This is a genomic window from Chitinophaga sp. Hz27 (genome assembly GCF_042263525.1).
Taxonomy (GTDB): Bacteria; Bacteroidota; Bacteroidia; order Chitinophagales; family Chitinophagaceae; genus Chitinophaga.
Window position 1 is genome coordinate 368,592 of sequence record NZ_JBHKFJ010000008.1, and the last position, 17,705, is coordinate 386,296.

The 17,705-nt window shown below is 42.3% G+C and carries 20 protein-coding genes; 5 read left to right on the plus strand and 15 right to left on the minus strand.

Annotation, left to right across the window (positions count from 1 at the left end; genetic code table 11):
* Nucleotides 1-3: 3 nt before the first annotated feature.
* Complete coding sequence (locus ACE38W_RS20675) at nucleotides 4-441, plus strand: nucleoside deaminase (protein WP_375834091.1); 438 nt, start codon at nucleotides 4-6, stop codon at nucleotides 439-441.
* Nucleotides 442-512: 71 nt separating this feature from the next.
* On the opposite strand, the gene ACE38W_RS20680 is transcribed toward ACE38W_RS20675, so the two are convergent.
* The 3 genes from ACE38W_RS20680 to ACE38W_RS20690 form a co-directional block, all read right to left on the minus strand.
* On the minus strand, nucleotides 513-1,445 hold the full coding sequence (locus tag ACE38W_RS20680; protein ID WP_375834094.1) for an SPFH domain-containing protein: 933 nt from the start codon (nucleotides 1,443-1,445) through the stop codon (nucleotides 513-515).
* Between the two features lie 175 nt (nucleotides 1,446-1,620).
* Nucleotides 1,621-1,830, minus strand: a complete 210-nt coding sequence (locus ACE38W_RS20685; RefSeq protein WP_375834097.1) for a hypothetical protein — start codon at nucleotides 1,828-1,830, stop codon at nucleotides 1,621-1,623.
* Between the two features lie 297 nt (nucleotides 1,831-2,127).
* Nucleotides 2,128-2,832 carry a LuxR C-terminal-related transcriptional regulator gene (locus ACE38W_RS20690; RefSeq protein ID WP_375834100.1) on the minus strand — a complete coding sequence of 235 codons (705 nt, stop codon included), beginning with the start codon at nucleotides 2,830-2,832 and terminating at the stop codon, nucleotides 2,128-2,130.
* Between the two features lie 263 nt (nucleotides 2,833-3,095).
* On the opposite strand from ACE38W_RS20690, the gene ACE38W_RS20695 reads away from it, so the two are divergent.
* Together ACE38W_RS20695 and ACE38W_RS20700 are read left to right on the plus strand one after the other, a co-directional pair.
* Nucleotides 3,096-3,698, plus strand: coding sequence for a superoxide dismutase (locus ACE38W_RS20695; protein WP_375834103.1), 603 nt, complete (start codon nucleotides 3,096-3,098; stop codon nucleotides 3,696-3,698).
* 78 nt (nucleotides 3,699-3,776) lie between these two features.
* On the plus strand, nucleotides 3,777-4,487 hold the full coding sequence (locus tag ACE38W_RS20700) for an FkbM family methyltransferase (RefSeq protein WP_375834106.1): 711 nt from the start codon (nucleotides 3,777-3,779) through the stop codon (nucleotides 4,485-4,487).
* An 84-nt stretch (nucleotides 4,488-4,571) separates the two neighbouring features.
* Here the strand turns inward: ACE38W_RS20700 and ACE38W_RS20705 are convergent, their stop codons facing one another.
* On the minus strand, nucleotides 4,572-5,360 hold the full coding sequence (locus ACE38W_RS20705) for a DUF1080 domain-containing protein (protein ID WP_375834109.1): 789 nt from the start codon (nucleotides 5,358-5,360) through the stop codon (nucleotides 4,572-4,574).
* A gap of 18 nt (nucleotides 5,361-5,378) precedes the next feature.
* On the minus strand, nucleotides 5,379-6,761 hold the full coding sequence (locus ACE38W_RS20710; RefSeq protein ID WP_375834112.1) for a Gfo/Idh/MocA family protein: 1,383 nt from the start codon (nucleotides 6,759-6,761) through the stop codon (nucleotides 5,379-5,381).
* A 268-nt stretch (nucleotides 6,762-7,029) separates the two neighbouring features.
* Between ACE38W_RS20710 and ACE38W_RS20715 the strand changes: the two genes are divergently transcribed.
* Entirely contained in the window at nucleotides 7,030-7,344 is a 315-nt protein-coding gene (locus tag ACE38W_RS20715; RefSeq protein ID WP_375831153.1) for a hypothetical protein, read from the plus strand.
* A 23-nt stretch (nucleotides 7,345-7,367) separates the two neighbouring features.
* Nucleotides 7,368-8,186, plus strand: coding sequence for an IS3 family transposase (locus ACE38W_RS20720; protein WP_375834114.1), 819 nt, complete (start codon nucleotides 7,368-7,370; stop codon nucleotides 8,184-8,186).
* A gap of 50 nt (nucleotides 8,187-8,236) precedes the next feature.
* Here ACE38W_RS20720 and ACE38W_RS20725 read toward each other — a convergent pair whose 3' ends face one another.
* The 10 genes from ACE38W_RS20725 to ACE38W_RS20770 all read right to left on the minus strand — a co-directional run bounded on the left by ACE38W_RS20725 (nucleotide 8,237) and on the right by ACE38W_RS20770 (nucleotide 17,701).
* Entirely contained in the window at nucleotides 8,237-9,919 is a 1,683-nt protein-coding gene (locus tag ACE38W_RS20725) for a S41 family peptidase (protein WP_375834117.1), read from the minus strand.
* 42 nt (nucleotides 9,920-9,961) lie between these two features.
* A complete protein-coding gene (yidD, locus tag ACE38W_RS20730) occupies nucleotides 9,962-10,192 on the minus strand; it encodes a membrane protein insertion efficiency factor YidD (protein WP_375834120.1) in 231 nt (76 codons plus the stop codon).
* An 18-nt stretch (nucleotides 10,193-10,210) separates the two neighbouring features.
* On the minus strand, nucleotides 10,211-10,642 hold the full coding sequence (locus ACE38W_RS20735) for a ribonuclease P protein component (RefSeq protein WP_375834322.1): 432 nt from the start codon (nucleotides 10,640-10,642) through the stop codon (nucleotides 10,211-10,213).
* A gap of 11 nt (nucleotides 10,643-10,653) precedes the next feature.
* Nucleotides 10,654-10,809: a 50S ribosomal protein L34 gene (gene rpmH, locus ACE38W_RS20740; RefSeq protein ID WP_012788729.1), complete on the minus strand. Its 156-nt coding sequence runs from the start codon at nucleotides 10,807-10,809 to the stop codon at nucleotides 10,654-10,656.
* Nucleotides 10,810-11,007: 198 nt separating this feature from the next.
* Nucleotides 11,008-11,517 carry an OmpH family outer membrane protein gene (locus ACE38W_RS20745; RefSeq protein ID WP_375834126.1) on the minus strand — a complete coding sequence of 170 codons (510 nt, stop codon included), beginning with the start codon at nucleotides 11,515-11,517 and terminating at the stop codon, nucleotides 11,008-11,010.
* A 52-nt stretch (nucleotides 11,518-11,569) separates the two neighbouring features.
* Nucleotides 11,570-12,085, minus strand: coding sequence for an OmpH family outer membrane protein (locus tag ACE38W_RS20750; RefSeq protein WP_375834129.1), 516 nt, complete (start codon nucleotides 12,083-12,085; stop codon nucleotides 11,570-11,572).
* A gap of 69 nt (nucleotides 12,086-12,154) precedes the next feature.
* On the minus strand, nucleotides 12,155-14,914 hold the full coding sequence (locus ACE38W_RS20755) for an outer membrane protein assembly factor (RefSeq protein WP_375834131.1): 2,760 nt from the start codon (nucleotides 14,912-14,914) through the stop codon (nucleotides 12,155-12,157).
* Nucleotides 14,895-15,656, minus strand: a complete 762-nt coding sequence (locus tag ACE38W_RS20760) for an isoprenyl transferase (protein WP_375834134.1) — start codon at nucleotides 15,654-15,656, stop codon at nucleotides 14,895-14,897. Before ACE38W_RS20760 ends, ACE38W_RS20755 begins: the two co-directional genes overlap by 20 nt.
* 217 nt (nucleotides 15,657-15,873) lie before the next feature.
* Entirely contained in the window at nucleotides 15,874-16,740 is an 867-nt protein-coding gene (locus tag ACE38W_RS20765; protein ID WP_375834136.1) for a DUF6089 family protein, read from the minus strand.
* Nucleotides 16,741-16,804: 64 nt separating this feature from the next.
* Nucleotides 16,805-17,701, minus strand: a complete 897-nt coding sequence (locus tag ACE38W_RS20770) for an NAD kinase (protein ID WP_375834139.1) — start codon at nucleotides 17,699-17,701, stop codon at nucleotides 16,805-16,807.
* Nucleotides 17,702-17,705: the final 4 nt, after the last annotated feature.

Consider the following 17,705-nt stretch of genomic DNA (forward strand, 5'->3'; position numbering starts at 1 on the left):
AATATGGATGATCTGTATTTTATGAAACAGGCGCTGAATGAGGCCCGTAAAGCCTTTGAAGATGGAGAGGTTCCCATTGGCGCTGTGGTGGTGTTAAATAACCGTATTATAGGCAGAGGATATAATCTTGTAGAAAAACTAAATGATTGTACCGCTCACGCAGAGATGATCGCCTTAACATCTGCATTTAATACACTCGGTAGTAAATACCTCATGGATGCTACATTGTATGTGACCGTCGAACCATGTCTCATGTGTGCCGGCGCCCTATACTGGAGCAAAATTGGCAGGATCGTATATGCAGCCGCAGATGATAAAAATAGTTATAGAAGGGCCACAGGAGAGAAATCACCGTTTCATCCCAAAACAAAACTGGAACAGGGTCCTTGCAAAGAAGAGAGTCTGACACTGATGAAAACTTTCTTCGAATCCAGAAGATAACGTTAACATCTTAATAAACGAAAAGCCCGTTTCTACCAGGTAGAAACGGGCTTTTTCTATTGAGATAATGACTATTTCTTTTGTCCTGGCTCCATCAGAGAATGCATGCCCATCATCTGTTTCATGGAATGCTCCATTCCTTCAGAAGAACCATCCAGGAAGATAACGTTGCCTTTACCATTTTCAGCGAAATGTTTAATGGCTTCTGTCCACATAGAGAAGAGGATTACAGAGGTATCGAGGTTAGCCTGCTGCATTTCTTTAGCGGCCATGGTCATACCTTTGGCCACTTCTTCACGGAAGAGGGCGACACCCATACCACGCAGCTGCGCCGCCTGACGTTCTGCTTCAGCAGCAATTTTGATCGCATTACCATCCGCTTCAGCAGCTTTGGTTTTAGTGATCAGTAAAGCCTGACCTTCATTTTCAGCAGCAGCTTTCAGGTTATTGGAAGCTACTACTTGCGCCATTGATTTCATAATGGCTTCATCAAAAGTAATATCATTCATCTGAAGATCTTGCAAATGATATCCCCAGTCTTCCAAAGTTTTATCGATTTGTTCTTTTACGTGTTCGGTGATGTCACGGCGAAGTCCCAGTACTTCAGATTGTCTTTTCGTTGCTACAAAACCACGGATAGAACCTTCGATAGTACGTACCAGTGCCTGCATGAAGCTTCTTTCGTCCATGAACTTGAAAGCTACGTTTTTAATCGTTTCTTCTTCCTGGTTCCAAACAGAATACAACAGCATTGCTTTAAAGTAAACGTTAGCCTGGTCAATGGTAATTGCCTGGAATTCTAACTCTACTGAACGGTTTTGGATTGAAACACGTTTGAATACCTTTTCAATTACAGGCATTTTGAAGTTAAGACCAGGGAATAGAATGCGGTTGTACTTCCCGAAGATGGTGGTTACAGCAATAGTACCCTGTTGTACAGTAACAAAACAGGACAATAGCACCATTAGAACAATGAATCCTAATAAATAAGGTACGAATGGCATAAAAATATAGTTTAGGTAGGTATAAGTAGTAAATATAAGCAATAAAAAGGTACTGCCATCGTGGGTTGACAGAAAAACAAAGGGTTACAAGAGAAGTAAATGTTTGTAAGAAGACAAACAATGGATGAAAAACTGAGCTTAAAATATACGATGAATGAAAATCAAGTAAGCCTAGTTATATCCTTTGTTTTCTTCTGAAAAATATAAATACGTCGTCCAGTTCAATTTGTTTCAATTGATATGCAAGCCGGGTTCTCAGGTCTTCTGTATCATCTTTTATTTTTCGATACTGATCCTTCAAACTTTCATAACGTGCCACTATTTCTTCAGCAGTAGCCGTTTGTTCCAGTTGCAAAATATAGAATGCTCTTTCCTCGGTTATCATAGTGATAGGGGTGTTTCAGCCAATAATCATATAAGTATGTTTAAAAAACATACATAATATTATTATACTAAATTAGTGGAGATTCAAAAACGAGCAAATACCCAACCTTGGGTATTTTTGGAACTTTTTTAGCAAAGTTTAGCAGCGCCGGTTCATGTCTTTGAGTTCCTTAGTCTTTGGTTGTCAGAAAAATACGCTTTATATTAAATATTTTTAATATGTATTGTAAAAATTCTCATTTATTCATTCAAGAGAAAGAAGTGCTCAAAACTGATAGTATTTTAACAAAAGATCATCTTATTGGAAACCTATTTTCCTAGCGAGGGATACTAATTCTGTACTATTTCTAACTTTCAGTTTCAGTCGGATATTTTTTCGATGAGTTTCTACGGTATAACGGCTAAGATTCAACGTAGTGGCTATTTCCTTATTATTCAAGCCTTTCACAGCAAGTGCAAGAATATCTTTTTCGCGTGCGGTTAACTTATTCAGCAGGTTTTCATTTTGCTTACGCAAAATCTCAGACAATGCTTCTGTCAGCGCTACGTTGGTGTCCATAGCGCCAGTAAGGTCCAGGAAAGCACAGATAATCTCCACAACTTCCCCGTTTTCGTTATGTGTAAATGGAACTTCCAGTCCTAATATCCAACGGTAAGAAGATTCGCCCTTCTTTTTTACACGGGCAACACCCCCAAACTGTCGTTTATTATTACGGAACGATTGCTGGGCAACAGTAGCTAACTTAAAATCGTCCGGATGCATTATGTTCCTGAAAAAATCCATTCCCAAGCCGATCATCTCTTCCGGCATATAACCGAAAGCCTCTGCCAATCCCTGGTTGCACCAGGTAATAGTCTTCTTGTTATTATCATAACTGTAAAGCATGGCAGGCGCATGATGCAGGATTCCTTCCAGCCATTGCACGCGCTTCTTTAATTGATCGTTCTCCTTTTGCAGGGTGGAGAGGGAAAAGTTTTGCCCTAAATCAGAGGCTGTCTGCATACTAAACGTTTTAAACAAACAATAGGTAACTCACAACTGTCAGGCATACACGAAAACTGCCTGTTGTTACGTCCTGTTAAACCGAGTACATGTAAATTTAAAATAAAATTTCATATGAGCAAGCCCCGCCATTTTTACAATTAACAATTATATCAATATAATTGATCGGCCTATTGAAATTCTAAATTGATTTTTAGCCAGATAGGCAGTAAATTTGGCGACTATCTCTAAAATTATATTATAAACCCATAAAACATTTAGTTATGGCATTTACACTTCCGAGCTTACCATACGCTACAGACGCGTTAGAACCACATATCGACAAACTGACTATGGAAATCCACCATGGTAAGCACCACCAGGCTTATGTAGACAATCTGAACAAGGCTATCGCTGGTACAGATAACGAAAATAAATCCCTGGAAGAGCTGGTAGCTAATGCCGGTAAAATCTCCCCTGCTGTTAGAAACAACGGTGGTGGTCATTGGAACCACAGCTTCTTCTGGACTAGCCTGGCACCTAACGCTGGTGGCCAGCCTACTGGTAAATTGGCTGATGCTATCAACAGCACCTTCGGTTCTTTCGACGCTTTCAAAGAAAAATTCAACGCTGCCGGCGCTACTCGCTTCGGTTCAGGTTGGGCATGGCTCATCGTGAAAGACGGCAAACTGGAAGTAACTTCCACTCCTAACCAAGACAACCCGCTGATGGATGTTGCTGAAGTTAAAGGCACTCCTCTCCTCGGTGTTGACGTTTGGGAACACGCTTACTACCTGAAATATCAGAATCGCCGCCCTGAATACCTGGCTGCTTTCTGGAACGTAGTAGACTGGAAAACTATCAACGAGCGCTTCGAAAAAGCTTAATGATAACTCACTCCGAAAATCCTCCAGGTAATGTTGCCCGGAGGATTTTTTATATCTTGTAGCCAGACAATGACTTCCATGACAAATAACAGTTCCGGCAACGCTAAATTCAAAAAGATCCGCCGTTTTCTTAAAAACTTTACCGTCGATAACCTTCGCCATAGCCAGTTTTCCTTCGCTCAGGAAGGTGAAGACATGATCCTCCGAAGGTTCTTCGATAACAGAAAAGAAGGATTCTTCGTCGATATCGGCGCCCATCACCCTATCCGATTCTCCAATACCTACCGCTTCTACCTCGACGGATGGCGCGGCATCAACGTAGACGCCATGCCCGGAAGCATGGAAGCTTTCCGCAAAATCCGCCCAGAAGATATCAACCTTGAAGTACCCGTATCAGACCAAAAACAAGTACTCAAATTCTATATCTTCAACGAACCCGCTCTCAATACCTTCTCCGAAAAAGAAGCCAAAACAAAAGATGGCCTCAACAATTATAAAATCGTAGACGTCAGAGACCTGGAAACAGTTACCCTCTCCGAAATCCTCGATAAACATCTTCCTGAAGGCAAAAAAATCGACTTCCTCTCTGTAGATGTAGAAGGCCTCGACCTCCAAGTTCTTCAATCCAACAACTGGGAAAAATACAGACCTGAATTCGTACTCGTAGAAGATCTCATGAGCGATGTGTCCGACTCCCTGGAAGGCCCGCTCTATAAGTATCTTCAGTCAAAAGATTACAAACTGGTAGCAAGGTCCTACAACACTGCTTTCTATCGCAACAAACGATAATCATCTACCTGAAAAATAAAAAAAGGGCTGACTAAAAAGACCTGTTCGCTTATTAGTCAACCCTATTTTTTTATGCTGTAAATTCTATTGTAGTTCTTTCAGCTTTACATTCTTAAACCATATCTCGCTTCCATGATCTTGTAAAGAGATATGACCTTTCTTTGCTGCCCCATAGCCTTTGGCATCTTTCCACTTACCTGTCGCTTTATTCTTTTTCCACTCCTCACTACCAATGGTATAATCAGCCGTTTTCTGACCATTCAGCCAATGTTCAACATGGCCTTTATTGACAATGATCTTGGTATGGTTCCATTCTCCAATTGGGTTAGAAGCCGCTACCAATGGTGGATTCATTGCGTAGTTAGCGCCAGTTTTCTGCCAGTCTTCCAACTTTTCCGGGAAGTTCTTATCATCGATGATCTGATATTCCGGACCACTTAAATAAGGCGCATCAAATTCTTCTGTTACCAGGTAAAGAATGCCGCTGTTACCTTTCGGCGACAGCTTCCAGTCAGCATCCAGCTCAAAGCTTTCGTATTCTTTGGCTGTAGTCAGATCAGCGCGTTTATCACTTTTATCAGTAGCACTTCCAAGGCAATGCAGCAAACCTTTTTCCACCACCCAGGTTTCAGTAGGTTTGCCTTTATAGCCTCTCCAGCCATCTTTACTTTTACCATCGAACAATAAAACCCATCCACCTGTTTTTTCCGCATCACTTAAAACGTTATCTGTGCTCGCTGCTTCTTCCGCAGGTGCGCTAACTGAATCTGTTTTTACAGTAGTAGAATCTTTAGCAGTACTGGCGCTGCCATTACCACAAGAACTGGCGGCAATCGTCAATACTGAAAGTACGGGTACGATTAATTTTTTCATATCAATGTTCCTGTTTTGTTAGCTGATAACTTTAAGATTATTAGGGTCCCAGCGAATGATCTTATTACTAAAGTAGCTGTCGTTGCAAAGCAATGCAGGCGCGGCTGCACGGAAACCAAATAAAGGATCTTCTGCTACTTTACCATTATTACGCATGGCGTTGAACAGGTTATAGAAGTGATCGAAATGAGCACCTTTATAACCGTCTTCTGCTGCATATATCAGCTTGTCTGGGTCTAACATTGTCTTACGGTCATAGACATACGATTTTCCACCGCTGGTATTCTTCTTGCCTGCATTCAGCGGATCATTGGCATCCACCTCATTACGGTTCCTGAGCAGGGTTACCTTATCCCATTCTACTGTCATTGAACCTTCGCTGCCCACCATACGCAAGTAATTGGTGCCACCAGTACCATCTACGAAATTGACACGAAGTGAAAGATTAAACGCCGGATGAACAGCCGTTTCAGGATAATCAAACATACCCAGCATGATGTCTGGCACTTCTCTTCCATCTTTCCAGTAACGCAAACCACCAGTAGCCATTACTTTCTCAGGTCCAATGGAACCAGTTACAAAATGTAGGCTGGAAAAGAGGTGTACGAAGAGATCACCAGAAACGCCGGTACCATAATCGCGGTAATTGCGCCAGCGGAAGAAACGTAATGGATCGAAATCACGCTTAGGCGCATGTTTCAGGTACATATCCCAATCCACTGTTTTAGTAGAAGCATCCGCAGGAATTGGATATTGCCAGGCGCCTGTTGGCGACATACGTGCCCAGAAACCTTCTGCGTAATTCAGTTTACCAATAGCGCCATCCTTGAGTAATTCCCTGGCCTTTTCGTTACCGAGAGAGCTCATACCCTGGCTACCTACCTGGTAAACAACTTTGTTACGCTGTTGTGCATCTACCACTGCCGGGCCTTCGGTAATATCATGTACCATCGGCTTCTCACAGTAAACAGATTTTCCTTTGTTCATCGCTGCCACAGAGATCTCCTTATGCCAGAAGTCAGGTACAGCAATGATTACCGCATCTATATCTTTGCGGTCAAGAATTTCATTGTAATTACGGGTAGTGTAGATATCATTTCCCCATTTCTTTTTTGCATCAGCCAGGCGACCATCATACAAATCGCAGGCTGCTACCAGTTTTACGCCCGGTACAGTAATAGCGGTGTTTGCATCAGCGGTACCCATACCACCAGCCCCGATCAATGCTACGTTGATCTGGTCATTAGGGCCGTATTTTTCGTTTAGACGTGAGAGTGACTGAATGTTTCGTCGTTTATCCGCTGCCGTTAGTATCGTAGGCAACATGGAAGCGCCTACTACTCCTTTGGCAAATTTGCTGATAAAGTTCCGGCGAGAGTTTTCGTTGGAATTTACTGGCATGATTACCCTTTTGTTTAGGTGATAAATTGATGATTGGTTAATATAAAAACTATCGGGCAATAATGCAAGAACGAAGTATAAACGGCACCCGTATTTGCGAGATACCGCAATAACAAAGAGGGAAGACCGGTAGTCCTCCCCCTTTGTTATTTATGTGTCCCGTCCTAAAATAAGTTGACATTGAAGTAACTTACCAATGGGATATCGAATACCCGGCAGTGATCGCCGTAGCCAAAGAAATTATAGCCTCTCCCTAAAATTGCAAATAGTGTCAGAAATAGAAAGAGGGGAGCTTAGTTTTAGACAAGCAAGTACAAAATATGGCATTCAGGGAAGTAGTACAGTGTCAAAATGGTTTAAAAAACATAGTAACTTAGACTGGAAAGAACTACCTACTATGTCTAATCAAAAAACACCTGAACAACGTATTAAAGAGCTAGAAACTTTGCTGGCAAAGGAGAAGGAAAAGGTGAAAGTGCTGAATATAGCTATCGATATAGCAGATGAAATGCTAAATACGGATATTAGAAAAAAGTATTCGCCCGAACAGTCCAGCAAGCCCAATACCAAGCCAAACTCATAGGTATCAGTGGGATATGCAGCTTGTTGGGATATACCCGGCAAGCCTATTATAAAAACAGGGCTGATCGGGTCCGGCGTTTAGAAGACCTGAAGGTCGTTAGAGATCAGGTAATGAGCATCAGAGGCATTATGCCGCGATTGGGTACCCGTAAACTATATTATCTAATAAAACCATTAATGGATAAGCAATCCATTAAAATGGGAAGAGATACATTATTTAATTTTTTAAGAGCAGAACATCTGTTAATAAGGCCCAGGAAAACATATACACGTACAACCAACTCAAAGCACTGGTTAAAGAAATATCCTAATCTAACTAAAACATTGGTTATTACTAAGCCAGAACAACTGTGGGTCACGGATATAACTTATCTTAAAACCACGGAAGGCAATATGTATCTCAATATGATAACGGATGCCTATAGCCGAAAAATAGTAGGGTACAGCGTTAGTAACGGAATGGAAGCCAGTAGTATGGTACCTGCACTCAAAATGGCCTTACAGGCCAGAATATATAAGCACACATTGGTGCATCACTCTGATAGAGGGCTACAATATTGCAGCAGAGAGTATACCGATATAGCAGTAGGCGCCAATCTGAGAATCAGCATGACTGAAAATGGAGATCCATATGAAAATGCACTGGCCGAAAGAATGAACCGCACTATCAAGGAAGAGTTCTTATTGGATGAAATCAGGGCATCGGCTGGTAATACCAAAAAAATAATCGACCAATCGATTTATACCTACAATCACAAAAGGCCTCACCTGGCGTTGAACTTTAAAACTCCAGAAAGCCTCCATAGAAGGAAAAATCCCGGCCGCCAAAGGCAACCGGGATAATTATTTAACCGTCAACTTTTTCAAGGACGATTCAATCTTTTAGTGAGATATTAATTCAGTGAGCTGGTAGATAGCAATTGCTTATAAGCAGAAGGATCAGATAAAATACCAATTGCTTTGTTCACGTCACTATCATTGACAAGTCCTTTGGCAATACGGCCTTCCATCATATAATACCGACTGGCGATTTCCTCTTCCAGCAATCGTTTGATCTCATCTTTATTTTTAAGAAGATCTTGTTTTTTATCGTGCTTCAGTTTCTGTTCCAGTTGCTCAAGATCTTTTGAAACAGCATCATAATATTTTTCTTTCTGAGCAGTACTTTTGAATGTCTCTAAAGCATCTTCACTACGGGTTTTGTAGCTGTAGTCCTTGGAATCCAGGTAATGTTCAAACTCATCGAATTCTGGTTCTGTCAGTTTAAAGGCAGATGCAGCAGCGATTTGCTTATGCTTGTAGTAATACTGCGTAGCATAATCGAAGATATACTGTTTACGCAAAAGCGTAACGGCCACCTGGCTGAGATACATAGGATCTACTTTTGCATCTGGCTCAATACCACCGCCATCTTTCACCGTACGACCACCAGCAGTTTTGAACGTTTTACGAAGTGAATCCGGTACATAGTCTACACTACCATCATCGTTGCGGCGAGAGTAGTCGATAGCTTGTATACAGCGGCCGCTAGGCGTGTAATACTTAGCAGTAGTTACTTTCAGCTTGGTGTTATAAGGCAGCTGGCGTGTTGTTTGCACCAATCCTTTTCCATAAGAACGCTGCCCGATGATAACACCACGATCCAGGTCCTGCATAGAACCAGCAACAATTTCTGATGCAGAGGCAGATGATCTGCTTGTTAGGACTGCCAACGGAATCCGTACATCCACTGGTGTTCCTGGCGTTTCATAGGAACGATCCCAGTTTTTCACTTTTCCTCTGGTGCTGACGATGAGTTTATTTTTATCTACGAATATGTTGGCTACCACCACGGCTTCATCGAGTAATCCGCCTGGATTACCTCTGAGGTCAAGGATGATGCCTTTCATAGCAGGATTGGTTTGTTTGAGTTGTTCAAAAGCTTTGCGTACCTGGTCGCCACTGGACTCGGTAAATTGGGTCATTTTGATATAGCCGATATCGTTTTTCACAAAACCTGAATAAGACACAGGTTTTACGTTGATTTCCTGACGTACGATCTTTTTGTTGGTAGTGGTTCCGTTGATAGGGTTTTTGAAAACGATATCGAGGGAGGTGCCTGGTGTTCCTTTGAGCATTTTGCTTACGCTGTCTTGCGGAATATTTTGCATGGATCGGCCGTCGAGTGTTTGGATGATATCACCAGGTTTAACGCCGGCTTTATCCATTGGGCTGTTTGGGTAGATATCACTTATACTGGTCCATTCGCCATTTGTGTTGATAGATGCCCCTACGCCGCCGTATTTACCGGTGGCCATGTATTTTAGGTCATCGAGGTTATCTTCGGAAATAAAGTCCGTAAAAGGGTCGGTTTCGTCCAATATGGCGGAAATCCCTTTTTGGATGGTTTTTTCGGGCGGAAGATCATCTACGTAGTAAGTATCCAGCTCATGATAGAAAGCGGCGAAAATATCGAGGTTTTTAGCGATCTGGAAGTATTTATTGTTTTCGTCGAAGGCGAATATGCCTACCGATGTGATAAGTAACACACTTAGGACGGTGATGAGTTTCCTTTTTTGGCGAAAAAAGTTACGCATATCAATAGCGGGTGGTAAGATGAAAAAATAATCGTTGGCTTGTTATGGCACTGGGTCGTACCCATGGCCACCCCAGGGATGGCAGGACAAGATACGTTTTATAGTAAGAAAGCCACCTTTAAAGAGGCCATATTTTTTCAGTGCTTCTAGTCCATAAGCGGAGCAGGAAGGAGTATAACGGCATTTAGCTCCCAGCCAGGGGGAGATTATCCATTGGTATAATTTGATGAGGAATATAAATGGTAAGCCCAGCCAACGCACTACACGATTCATAAACAGCTTTTATCAAGATTAGGAATGGGTGGCAGGAGGTATTTCAGAAGAATTACCGGTTGCTGCCAGTTTCTTTAAAATTACCGAAATTTTGCTGTGTATGGTGGAAAAGGGCGCTATATTTTTATCTGTATAGACAAGAAATACGGCCATTTTGCGGGATTGGCTATTGAGTTGATCGTAGAGGGATTGTTTTTGCATGCGCCAGGCTTCGCGGCTAAGGCGTTTGATGCGGTTACGATCTGTTGCGCGGGGGAATTTACGGGTAGAGGCGCTAAATCCTACTTGCACAGGGTATCCATTTACCGGCAGCTTGTCCAGCGGCATGTAAACGACACGATAAGGAAAAATAGAAAACGCTTTTCCTTCACGAAAAAGCGTTTCAATAAGTTTCCTGCTTTTTAGCCTTTCTTCCTTTTTAAAAGAATAAGTCTTTATGGCAAATAGTATTTAGCTACTAATTATTTCAGCTTACGCTCGTCAGAAACAGTCAGCTTCTTACGACCTTTAGCCCTACGGGAAGCCAGTACCTTACGGCCATTGGCAGTTTCCATTCTCTTTCTGAAGCCGTGAACGCTCTTTCTGCGTCTGTTATGCGGTTGAAAAGTACGTTTCATTTCTTTTTTTTGTTTTTACCTGTACTATTACTAAAACCTCCGACGAAGGAGGAGCTGTTTTTTAAAACGGAAGGCAAAGGTAGCAGAAATTATTTGAAAAGCGAAAAAAATCCCAAAAATCTCTATTTCACATGGCCGTCAAAATTAAAAATGGAATGTGGGAATTCCACATTCCATTCGTAATATATTGAAATTCAATTATTTAATACCCAGTTTGGTTTTAACTGAAGCGAGGATATCATCGCCAGTTGGAGCAACCAGTAACATACCATTGCTGTTGTCGATTACATAACCGTAACCTTTTTCTTTAGCTACATCTTCGATAGCTTTACGTGCTTTATCGTAGATAGGTTTCAGCAGAGCAGCTTGTTTTTCCTGGATTTTTTGCTGAGAAGCATCGCTATAATCCTGGATTCTTTTCTGGATATCCTGCAGATCTTTAGCTTTGATCTCTTTCATGTTATCAGTCATGCTGGCTGCTTTATCATTGAACTCCTGCATTTTTTTCTGATACTCATCGTACATCGCTTTACCATCTCCTTCGAGACTTTTAGCGAAAGTTTGTAATTCAGTTTCTGCTTTTGCAGTTTCAGGCATAGCCGTAACCAGTGCCTGAGCATTGATATGCGCTATTTTAGCCTGTGCCATTGCGTTTACGCTAAACAAACCAGATACTGCCACAAAAGCAATAATAACGAACTTCTTCATGATGTTGTCTGTGTTTAAAATCTAATACTTATAGTTAAAAATAGGTGCCAGTTTATTTTTTCACACCGAGTGATTTCAAAATATCATCACTTTTATCCAATTTCGGATCAAAGAAAATCAATGTTACCCCTCCTGACTTATCAAGTACAAAATCATACATTCTGCTGGCGGCCAGCTTCTGAATAGCGTTATATACTCTGTCCTGGATAGGCTTAACCAACTCTTCTCTTTTCTTGAAAAGATCTCCTTCATAACCGAAACGCTTCTTCTGCAGGTCCTTGGCATCCTTCTCCTTCGCCACTATTTCATCTTCACGCTTATGTTTCAACTCCTCGGTGAGCATTACTTGCTCCGCCTGATAAGACTTATACATCTTATCTACCTCCTGAAACTTCGCGTCAATCTCTTTCTGCCATTGGTCTGCAACTGCATCCAGTTTTTTCTGCGAATCCTTGTATTCAGGTATATTATCAAGGATATATTTTGTATCTATCACACAATAGCGCTGTGCGTTGGCGCCAAACGCTGCAGCCAATACGATAGCTGCTGTAATAAATAGTTTTTTCATGCTACAATGGATTTTAACTGCATCCGGTTTGTTCCGGTTAATTCCTGCAATATATAATTTATTTTCACATTATTCAGGTTCGAAGCCGAGCATAAAGGTAAACTTAGCCGCATTCTTCAAACCTTGTCCAGGTTGCAGTCTGTCAAATCCTATACCATAATCAAACCCGAGCAATCCAAACATCGGCAGGTAGAAACGCATACCCAAACCTGCTGAACGACGTAATCTAAATGGATTATAATCCTGGATATCACGATATCCGTTTGCAGCTTCCAGGAAGGCCAGACCAAAAATGGTGGAACTTGGATTCAGACTGAATGGATAACGTAACTCCATCACGTACTTATTAAATACAGTGAATCCTTCGTATCCTGCTGGCTGACCGCTTTCTGGATTTACACTAGGATTGGAGGTATAATACACCGGATAACCTCTCTGAGAGATGATATCACGGTCATAGATCGCAAAGTTACTCAAACCATCTCCACCCAGCTCAAAGCGACCGAATGGCGACAAGGTAGTACGGTTGTTGTAACGGCCGATATAACCAAATTTAGCCGCCACTTTCAACACGAAAGTTTTGTTATCGCTACCCACTGGTTTGCTCAAAGGCACATACCACTCTGCATTGAAGCGATATTTCTGGTACTCGATAAATTTGAATTGTTCTGCAATTGGTTCTGCCTTATAGTCCTTATCAGGATTGAACAGAGAATAAGGAGGAGTAAACTGACCAGACAACATGAAGCTGGAACCACTACGCGGGAAGATCTGTTGGTCCACAGATGAACGAGCCAGGGTCAGTTTCAAGTTGATGTTATTGGCATTACCATTGGAGAATCCAGGAATACCAAAGTAGTTATAGTTCTTCAGTCTGTACTGTTGATAGTTCACAGAGTAAATCAGAGAGAAATAGTCATCAGGCCATTTCAACTGCTTACCCAGCGATACGGAAGCACCCAGTACGCGGAAGCTACCATTTGGTGAGGTAGTAGTATCGTTATATAACTGTTTGTAATAATCGTTGTAGGCATATGGATTCTGGTAGCTGCTGTAGAAGCTTACAGAGAACTGATTTCTCTTCTTACCACCTAACCAAGGCTCAGTAAAGGAGAAGTTGTAAGAGCGATATGCTTTACCGTTAGAGGATACACGCAAGGAAAGTTTCTGGCCATCACCACTTGGTAACGGATCCCAGGTTTCTTTCTTGAAGATGTTACGCAGCGAGAAGTTATTGAAGGTAACACCCAGTGTACCTGTCAGACCGATATAACCACCCCAACCTGCGGAAAGCTCCAGCTGGTCGTTTGCTTTTTCTTCCACGGTATAATCGATATCCACAGTACCATCCTGTACGTTAGGCACCGGGTTCATACCGATTTTTTCAGGGTTGAAGAAGCCGAGGTTTGCAATCTCACGGTTAGAACGGATCAAATCTGCACGGGAGAATTTCTCACCTGGAATAGTACGCAGCTCACGGCGGATTACGTGTTCGTTGGTTTTTTCGTTACCAGCGATACGTACTTCTTTAATGGTTGCCTGCGGACCTTCACGTAATCTGATTTCATAATCGATGGTATCACCATGAATGGCTGTTTCAACCGGATCGATCTGGAAGAAGAGATAACCATAATCCATGTACGCTCCGGTGATATCACCACCTTCCTGCGACATTTGCTTACCGATTCTTTTTTCCAGCAATTCCAGGTTATAGACATCACCTTTCTTAATACCCAGCATTTTGGTGAGTATAGAGTCGGAGTATCTTACGTTACCTTTCCAGGTAATATCACCGAAATAGTATTTTTTACCTTCAGAAACATCGATATCGATGTTGAGATTTTTATTGGCAGATTTATAGGTAGTATCTTTTACGATCAACGCATCTCTATAACCATTCTTGTTATAATAGGCTATGAGCTTGCCTTTATCTTCGATATACTTTCCTTCATTGAACTTGGCAGAGCTGAAGAGTTTAAAGCGGAAATAAGGATCCAGTTCTTCCAGAACTCTGGTAGGTTGCAGGAAACCGTAGGTTGTCCAGAAATCACCTTCTTGTGGAATAGAATCTTTATAAATCACTTCTTTGTCAGGATACAGGGTGATGTGTGTCATCTCCTTAGTACCTTTCATGCGTTTTTTCAGCTTATTATCCGTCAGGTGGTAGTTATTAACGATGTTGATATTGTTGATACGGGTTTTATTTCCTTTATCAACCGTAAACACGATAATAGCAGTATTGATGGTGCTACTGTCTATACGCTGGTTAACTTCTACGGTAGCATTACCATAGCCTTTATCTGCGTAATATTTGTGTGCAGTACCGATTACGTTTTGTTTAACGCCTTCACTTACGACATTCCCTTTACGAAGGCCGGCTTTGTTGGCGATTTCGTCAGCTTCAGTTTTTTTGATGCCTTTGAATGAGAAGCTACCAATACGTGGCATTTCGACGAGTTCTATTTCCAGCCAGATTTTGCCATCTTCAATTTTGGTAACGTTGATGGAAGCACCGGCAAACAGGCGCTGAGACCATAAGCTTTGCAGGGCTTTTGCGAACTGGTCGCCACCTGGGAATACTACTTTGTCGCCTACACTTAGGCCGGACAGAGACAGCAGCAAAGACTTATCGAGGTATTGTGTACCGGCAATTGTGATATCGGCAATCTCGTATTGTTGCGGTGTACCCACATTGCTGGGAAATTCAACCTGTGGATTAGCAGGTGTTGGAGCTGGCGGAATGGTATCCTTCTGTTGAGCGGATACACGCATCCCTGCGCCACAACAAATTGCTATAGCCAGTAGGCCCTTAGGAAATAATTTCTTCATTCTGCTGAATTTGTTCGCTTGTTTTGCCAAAACGCCTTTCTCTGGTTTGGTAATTTAAGATGGCTTCGTAAAGATTCTCATTGCGGAAATCCGGCCAACGGGTTTCTGTAAAATACAGTTCCGCATATGCCAGTTGATATAAGAGGAAATTACTAATCCTGCATTCTCCACTGGTCCGGATTATTAATTCAGGGTCTGGCATGCCAGCTGTACAGAGATAATTCTCGAAAACATTCGCTGTAAGTGTTGCTGGGTCCAGGGTTCCTTTTTGCGCATCAGCTGCTATTTTTTTGGCCGCATTCACGATTTCCCATCTGGCACTATAGCTAAGGGCCATGACAAGGGTCAATCCAGTATTATGGCTGGTAAGCGCGATGGCTTCCTCCATTTCCTGTTTTGCCTGAGGAGGTAACATTCCCAGGTCCCCGATCACATTCAGCCTGATATTATTTTTAGAAAGAGTATTCACTTCTTTTCGGATAGTGTTTACCAGTAATTCCATGATGCCATTCACTTCGTAAACTGGGCGGTCCCAGTTTTCGGTTGAAAATGCGTATAGGGTCAGGTAGCCTAATCCAAGTTCTGCACAGGCCTCCACTATTGTCCGCACACTCTCCACTCCTTCATGATGCCCATACAGCCTGTCTTGTCCCCTCTCTTTTGCCCAACGGCCATTCCCATCCATAATGATGGCAATATGTTTCGGTAGCCGTTGTAAGTCCAATTTATCCTTCAAACTCATTTGTGTCAGGCGTATTATATCAGATTATACAGATTTACTAAAAGTGTGCAAAGATACAAAAATAGAGTAATGACTTTTTTGGCAAAGCCCGGCAGGGGGTTTTAACGTAGTTTTAACAGCGAATACAGCACCATAGCGCTTTTCGGGAATTCTGGCGGTGATGTTCGACCGTTTAACGGGAAAGTTAGCCCTCTGGTAGAAAGTCGGGCAAAGGTATCTAAAATTTACAGTGATAGGAGGTAAATAATATGCTAATTGATAACTCTATCGTCAAGTACTGGTCCTTATCCCGGCTATTGCCACGCTGGCGGCCTTGTACACCGATTGGGGTACCCACAGCCCCCGACCTGTCTTGCAATTGAGAGGCTACAGACGGCTGACCGTCCAACCCTGGCGGAAAAGCGCCGGGTCCCGCATACGTTGTACTTACATCATCCAGGTAGTCCGTTTCGGTGTACCTGTACAACGCCTCAATAGCGACATTAACTTTTCTTGATAGATTATATTTGAATCCTCCCCCTACCAACCACGCATAGGACAGCAGGCTGTAAGGCTTTCGGTCGGGATACAAAGCTGTTCCCTGACCTTCTGTATGTAATGGTTGCAGATAATATTTCTTGCCATCCAGATAGGCGTAAGGGTTAAAGTGAAAACCACTCACCCCTCCCGTAAAGTATGGCGAAAACCGCTTGTCAAGGCTCCCAGGCTCAAATCTGAAAAAATTAAAATCTCCCTGTAATGCCAGTTCGAACAAATCAGTATTAAAACTCAGGTTCCTCCTGTGCTGAAACTCATTCTTATTATATGTATCTGAATAACCCAGCTGCATATACCGGAAATGAGCCCTCACCCCAATGTAGTCATTCATATACTTACGATAGTATATACCTACAGCAGGTTTCATAGCATTTAAAGCCCTTCTGGTATTCAGGTCCCCGAAATATTGTGCTGTTCCGGCTGATATCCCCAGCTCCCCTACATACTGCAGCTCATTCTGAGCGGCAGCCCGCTGTACCAGCATAGGGACTGTTGCTAACAGTAACGCAAAGACGAATTTTCCAGGATATAAAAAAGTTTTCAGCATAAATCAGTTATACTTAAACGCAATAATGCCCTATTTATTTAATATGAGATGGTGGAAATTTTTGTCAGCTGTTTATCTTGATCATATTTCGGGCATCTATACCCCACAACAGCTTATTTCTCAGGGTATGCAGGAAATTACTGTCATCCAGTCTTAAAAGACTCAGTTTGAAGGTCTCTTTTCGTATAGCCAGCTGCACACTGCTGCCGATTGTTTCCATACGGGAATCAAGGGTACACAAAAATTGGTCACTACGGCCCTCTACCTCGAAAGATATCACATTATTATCCGGAACTATAATTGGCCGAACATTCAGATTATGGGGTGCTACCGGGGTAATTACAAAGTTTCCGGCATCAGGGAATACGATAGGTCCGCCACAGCTAAGAGAATAGCCCGTAGATCCGGTGGGAGTAGATACGATCAGCCCATCGGCCCAATAGGTATTTAAAAATTCACCATTCAGGTAAGTATGGATCTTTACCATCGCAGAGGTGTCCTTCTTGTGGATGGTAAACTCGTTCAGGGCATATGGGATTTCTCCAAACAAAGGCATATTGGAATCCAGGTGCAGGAGACTACGTTGATCTACGATGTAGGTACGGTGCAACAGCGCCTGTACCAGGTCATGAATTTCATCTTTGCCTATACTTGCCAGGAATCCAAGTCGCCCGAAATTGATACCTATCACCGGGATATTAGTATCTCGGACATAGCAAACAGTATCCAGTAAGGTACCGTCGCCGCCTAAACTGATCAGGAAGTCGATCTTACCAGGAAGATCTTCTGCACGGGAGAATACCTCCAGGGGCTCTTCAAAGGTAATATGTTGCTCCAACGTACGCAGGAATGGTTCGTAAATTATGGACGATATTTCAGCACGTTCCAGCTCATCCAACAATAAACGGATGTTAGAAATATCTTCAGTAATAAAACCACGGCTATAAAGTGCTACCTGCATATCT

Bases quoted from the DNA above. Each gene is read 5' to 3' on its own strand.
- yidD (WP_375834120.1), bottom strand. From the start codon at position 10,192: ATGAATCGTGTAGTGCGTTGGCTGGGCTTACCATTTATATTCCTCATC.
- ACE38W_RS20685 (WP_375834097.1), bottom strand. From the start codon at position 1,830: ATGATAACCGAGGAAAGAGCATTCTATATTTTGCAACTGGAACAAACG.
- ACE38W_RS20675 (WP_375834091.1), top strand. From the start codon at position 4: ATGGATGATCTGTATTTTATGAAACAGGCGCTGAATGAGGCCCGTAAA.
- ACE38W_RS20700 (WP_375834106.1), top strand. From the start codon at position 3,777: ATGACAAATAACAGTTCCGGCAACGCTAAATTCAAAAAGATCCGCCGT.
- ACE38W_RS20750 (WP_375834129.1), bottom strand. From the start codon at position 12,085: ATGAAAAAACTATTTATTACAGCAGCTATCGTATTGGCTGCAGCGTTT.
- ACE38W_RS20680 (WP_375834094.1), bottom strand. From the start codon at position 1,445: ATGCCATTCGTACCTTATTTATTAGGATTCATTGTTCTAATGGTGCTA.
- ACE38W_RS20770 (WP_375834139.1), bottom strand. From the start codon at position 17,701: ATGCAGGTAGCACTTTATAGCCGTGGTTTTATTACTGAAGATATTTCT.
- ACE38W_RS20710 (WP_375834112.1), bottom strand. From the start codon at position 6,761: ATGCCAGTAAATTCCAACGAAAACTCTCGCCGGAACTTTATCAGCAAA.
- ACE38W_RS20690 (WP_375834100.1), bottom strand. From the start codon at position 2,832: ATGCAGACAGCCTCTGATTTAGGGCAAAACTTTTCCCTCTCCACCCTG.
- ACE38W_RS20725 (WP_375834117.1), bottom strand. From the start codon at position 9,919: ATGCGTAACTTTTTTCGCCAAAAAAGGAAACTCATCACCGTCCTAAGT.
- ACE38W_RS20755 (WP_375834131.1), bottom strand. From the start codon at position 14,914: ATGAAGAAATTATTTCCTAAGGGCCTACTGGCTATAGCAATTTGTTGT.
- ACE38W_RS20705 (WP_375834109.1), bottom strand. From the start codon at position 5,360: ATGAAAAAATTAATCGTACCCGTACTTTCAGTATTGACGATTGCCGCC.
- ACE38W_RS20760 (WP_375834134.1), bottom strand. From the start codon at position 15,656: ATGAGTTTGAAGGATAAATTGGACTTACAACGGCTACCGAAACATATT.
- ACE38W_RS20745 (WP_375834126.1), bottom strand. From the start codon at position 11,517: ATGAAGAAGTTCGTTATTATTGCTTTTGTGGCAGTATCTGGTTTGTTT.
- ACE38W_RS20765 (WP_375834136.1), bottom strand. From the start codon at position 16,740: ATGCTGAAAACTTTTTTATATCCTGGAAAATTCGTCTTTGCGTTACTG.
- ACE38W_RS20695 (WP_375834103.1), top strand. From the start codon at position 3,096: ATGGCATTTACACTTCCGAGCTTACCATACGCTACAGACGCGTTAGAA.
- rpmH (WP_012788729.1), bottom strand. From the start codon at position 10,809: ATGAAACGTACTTTTCAACCGCATAACAGACGCAGAAAGAGCGTTCAC.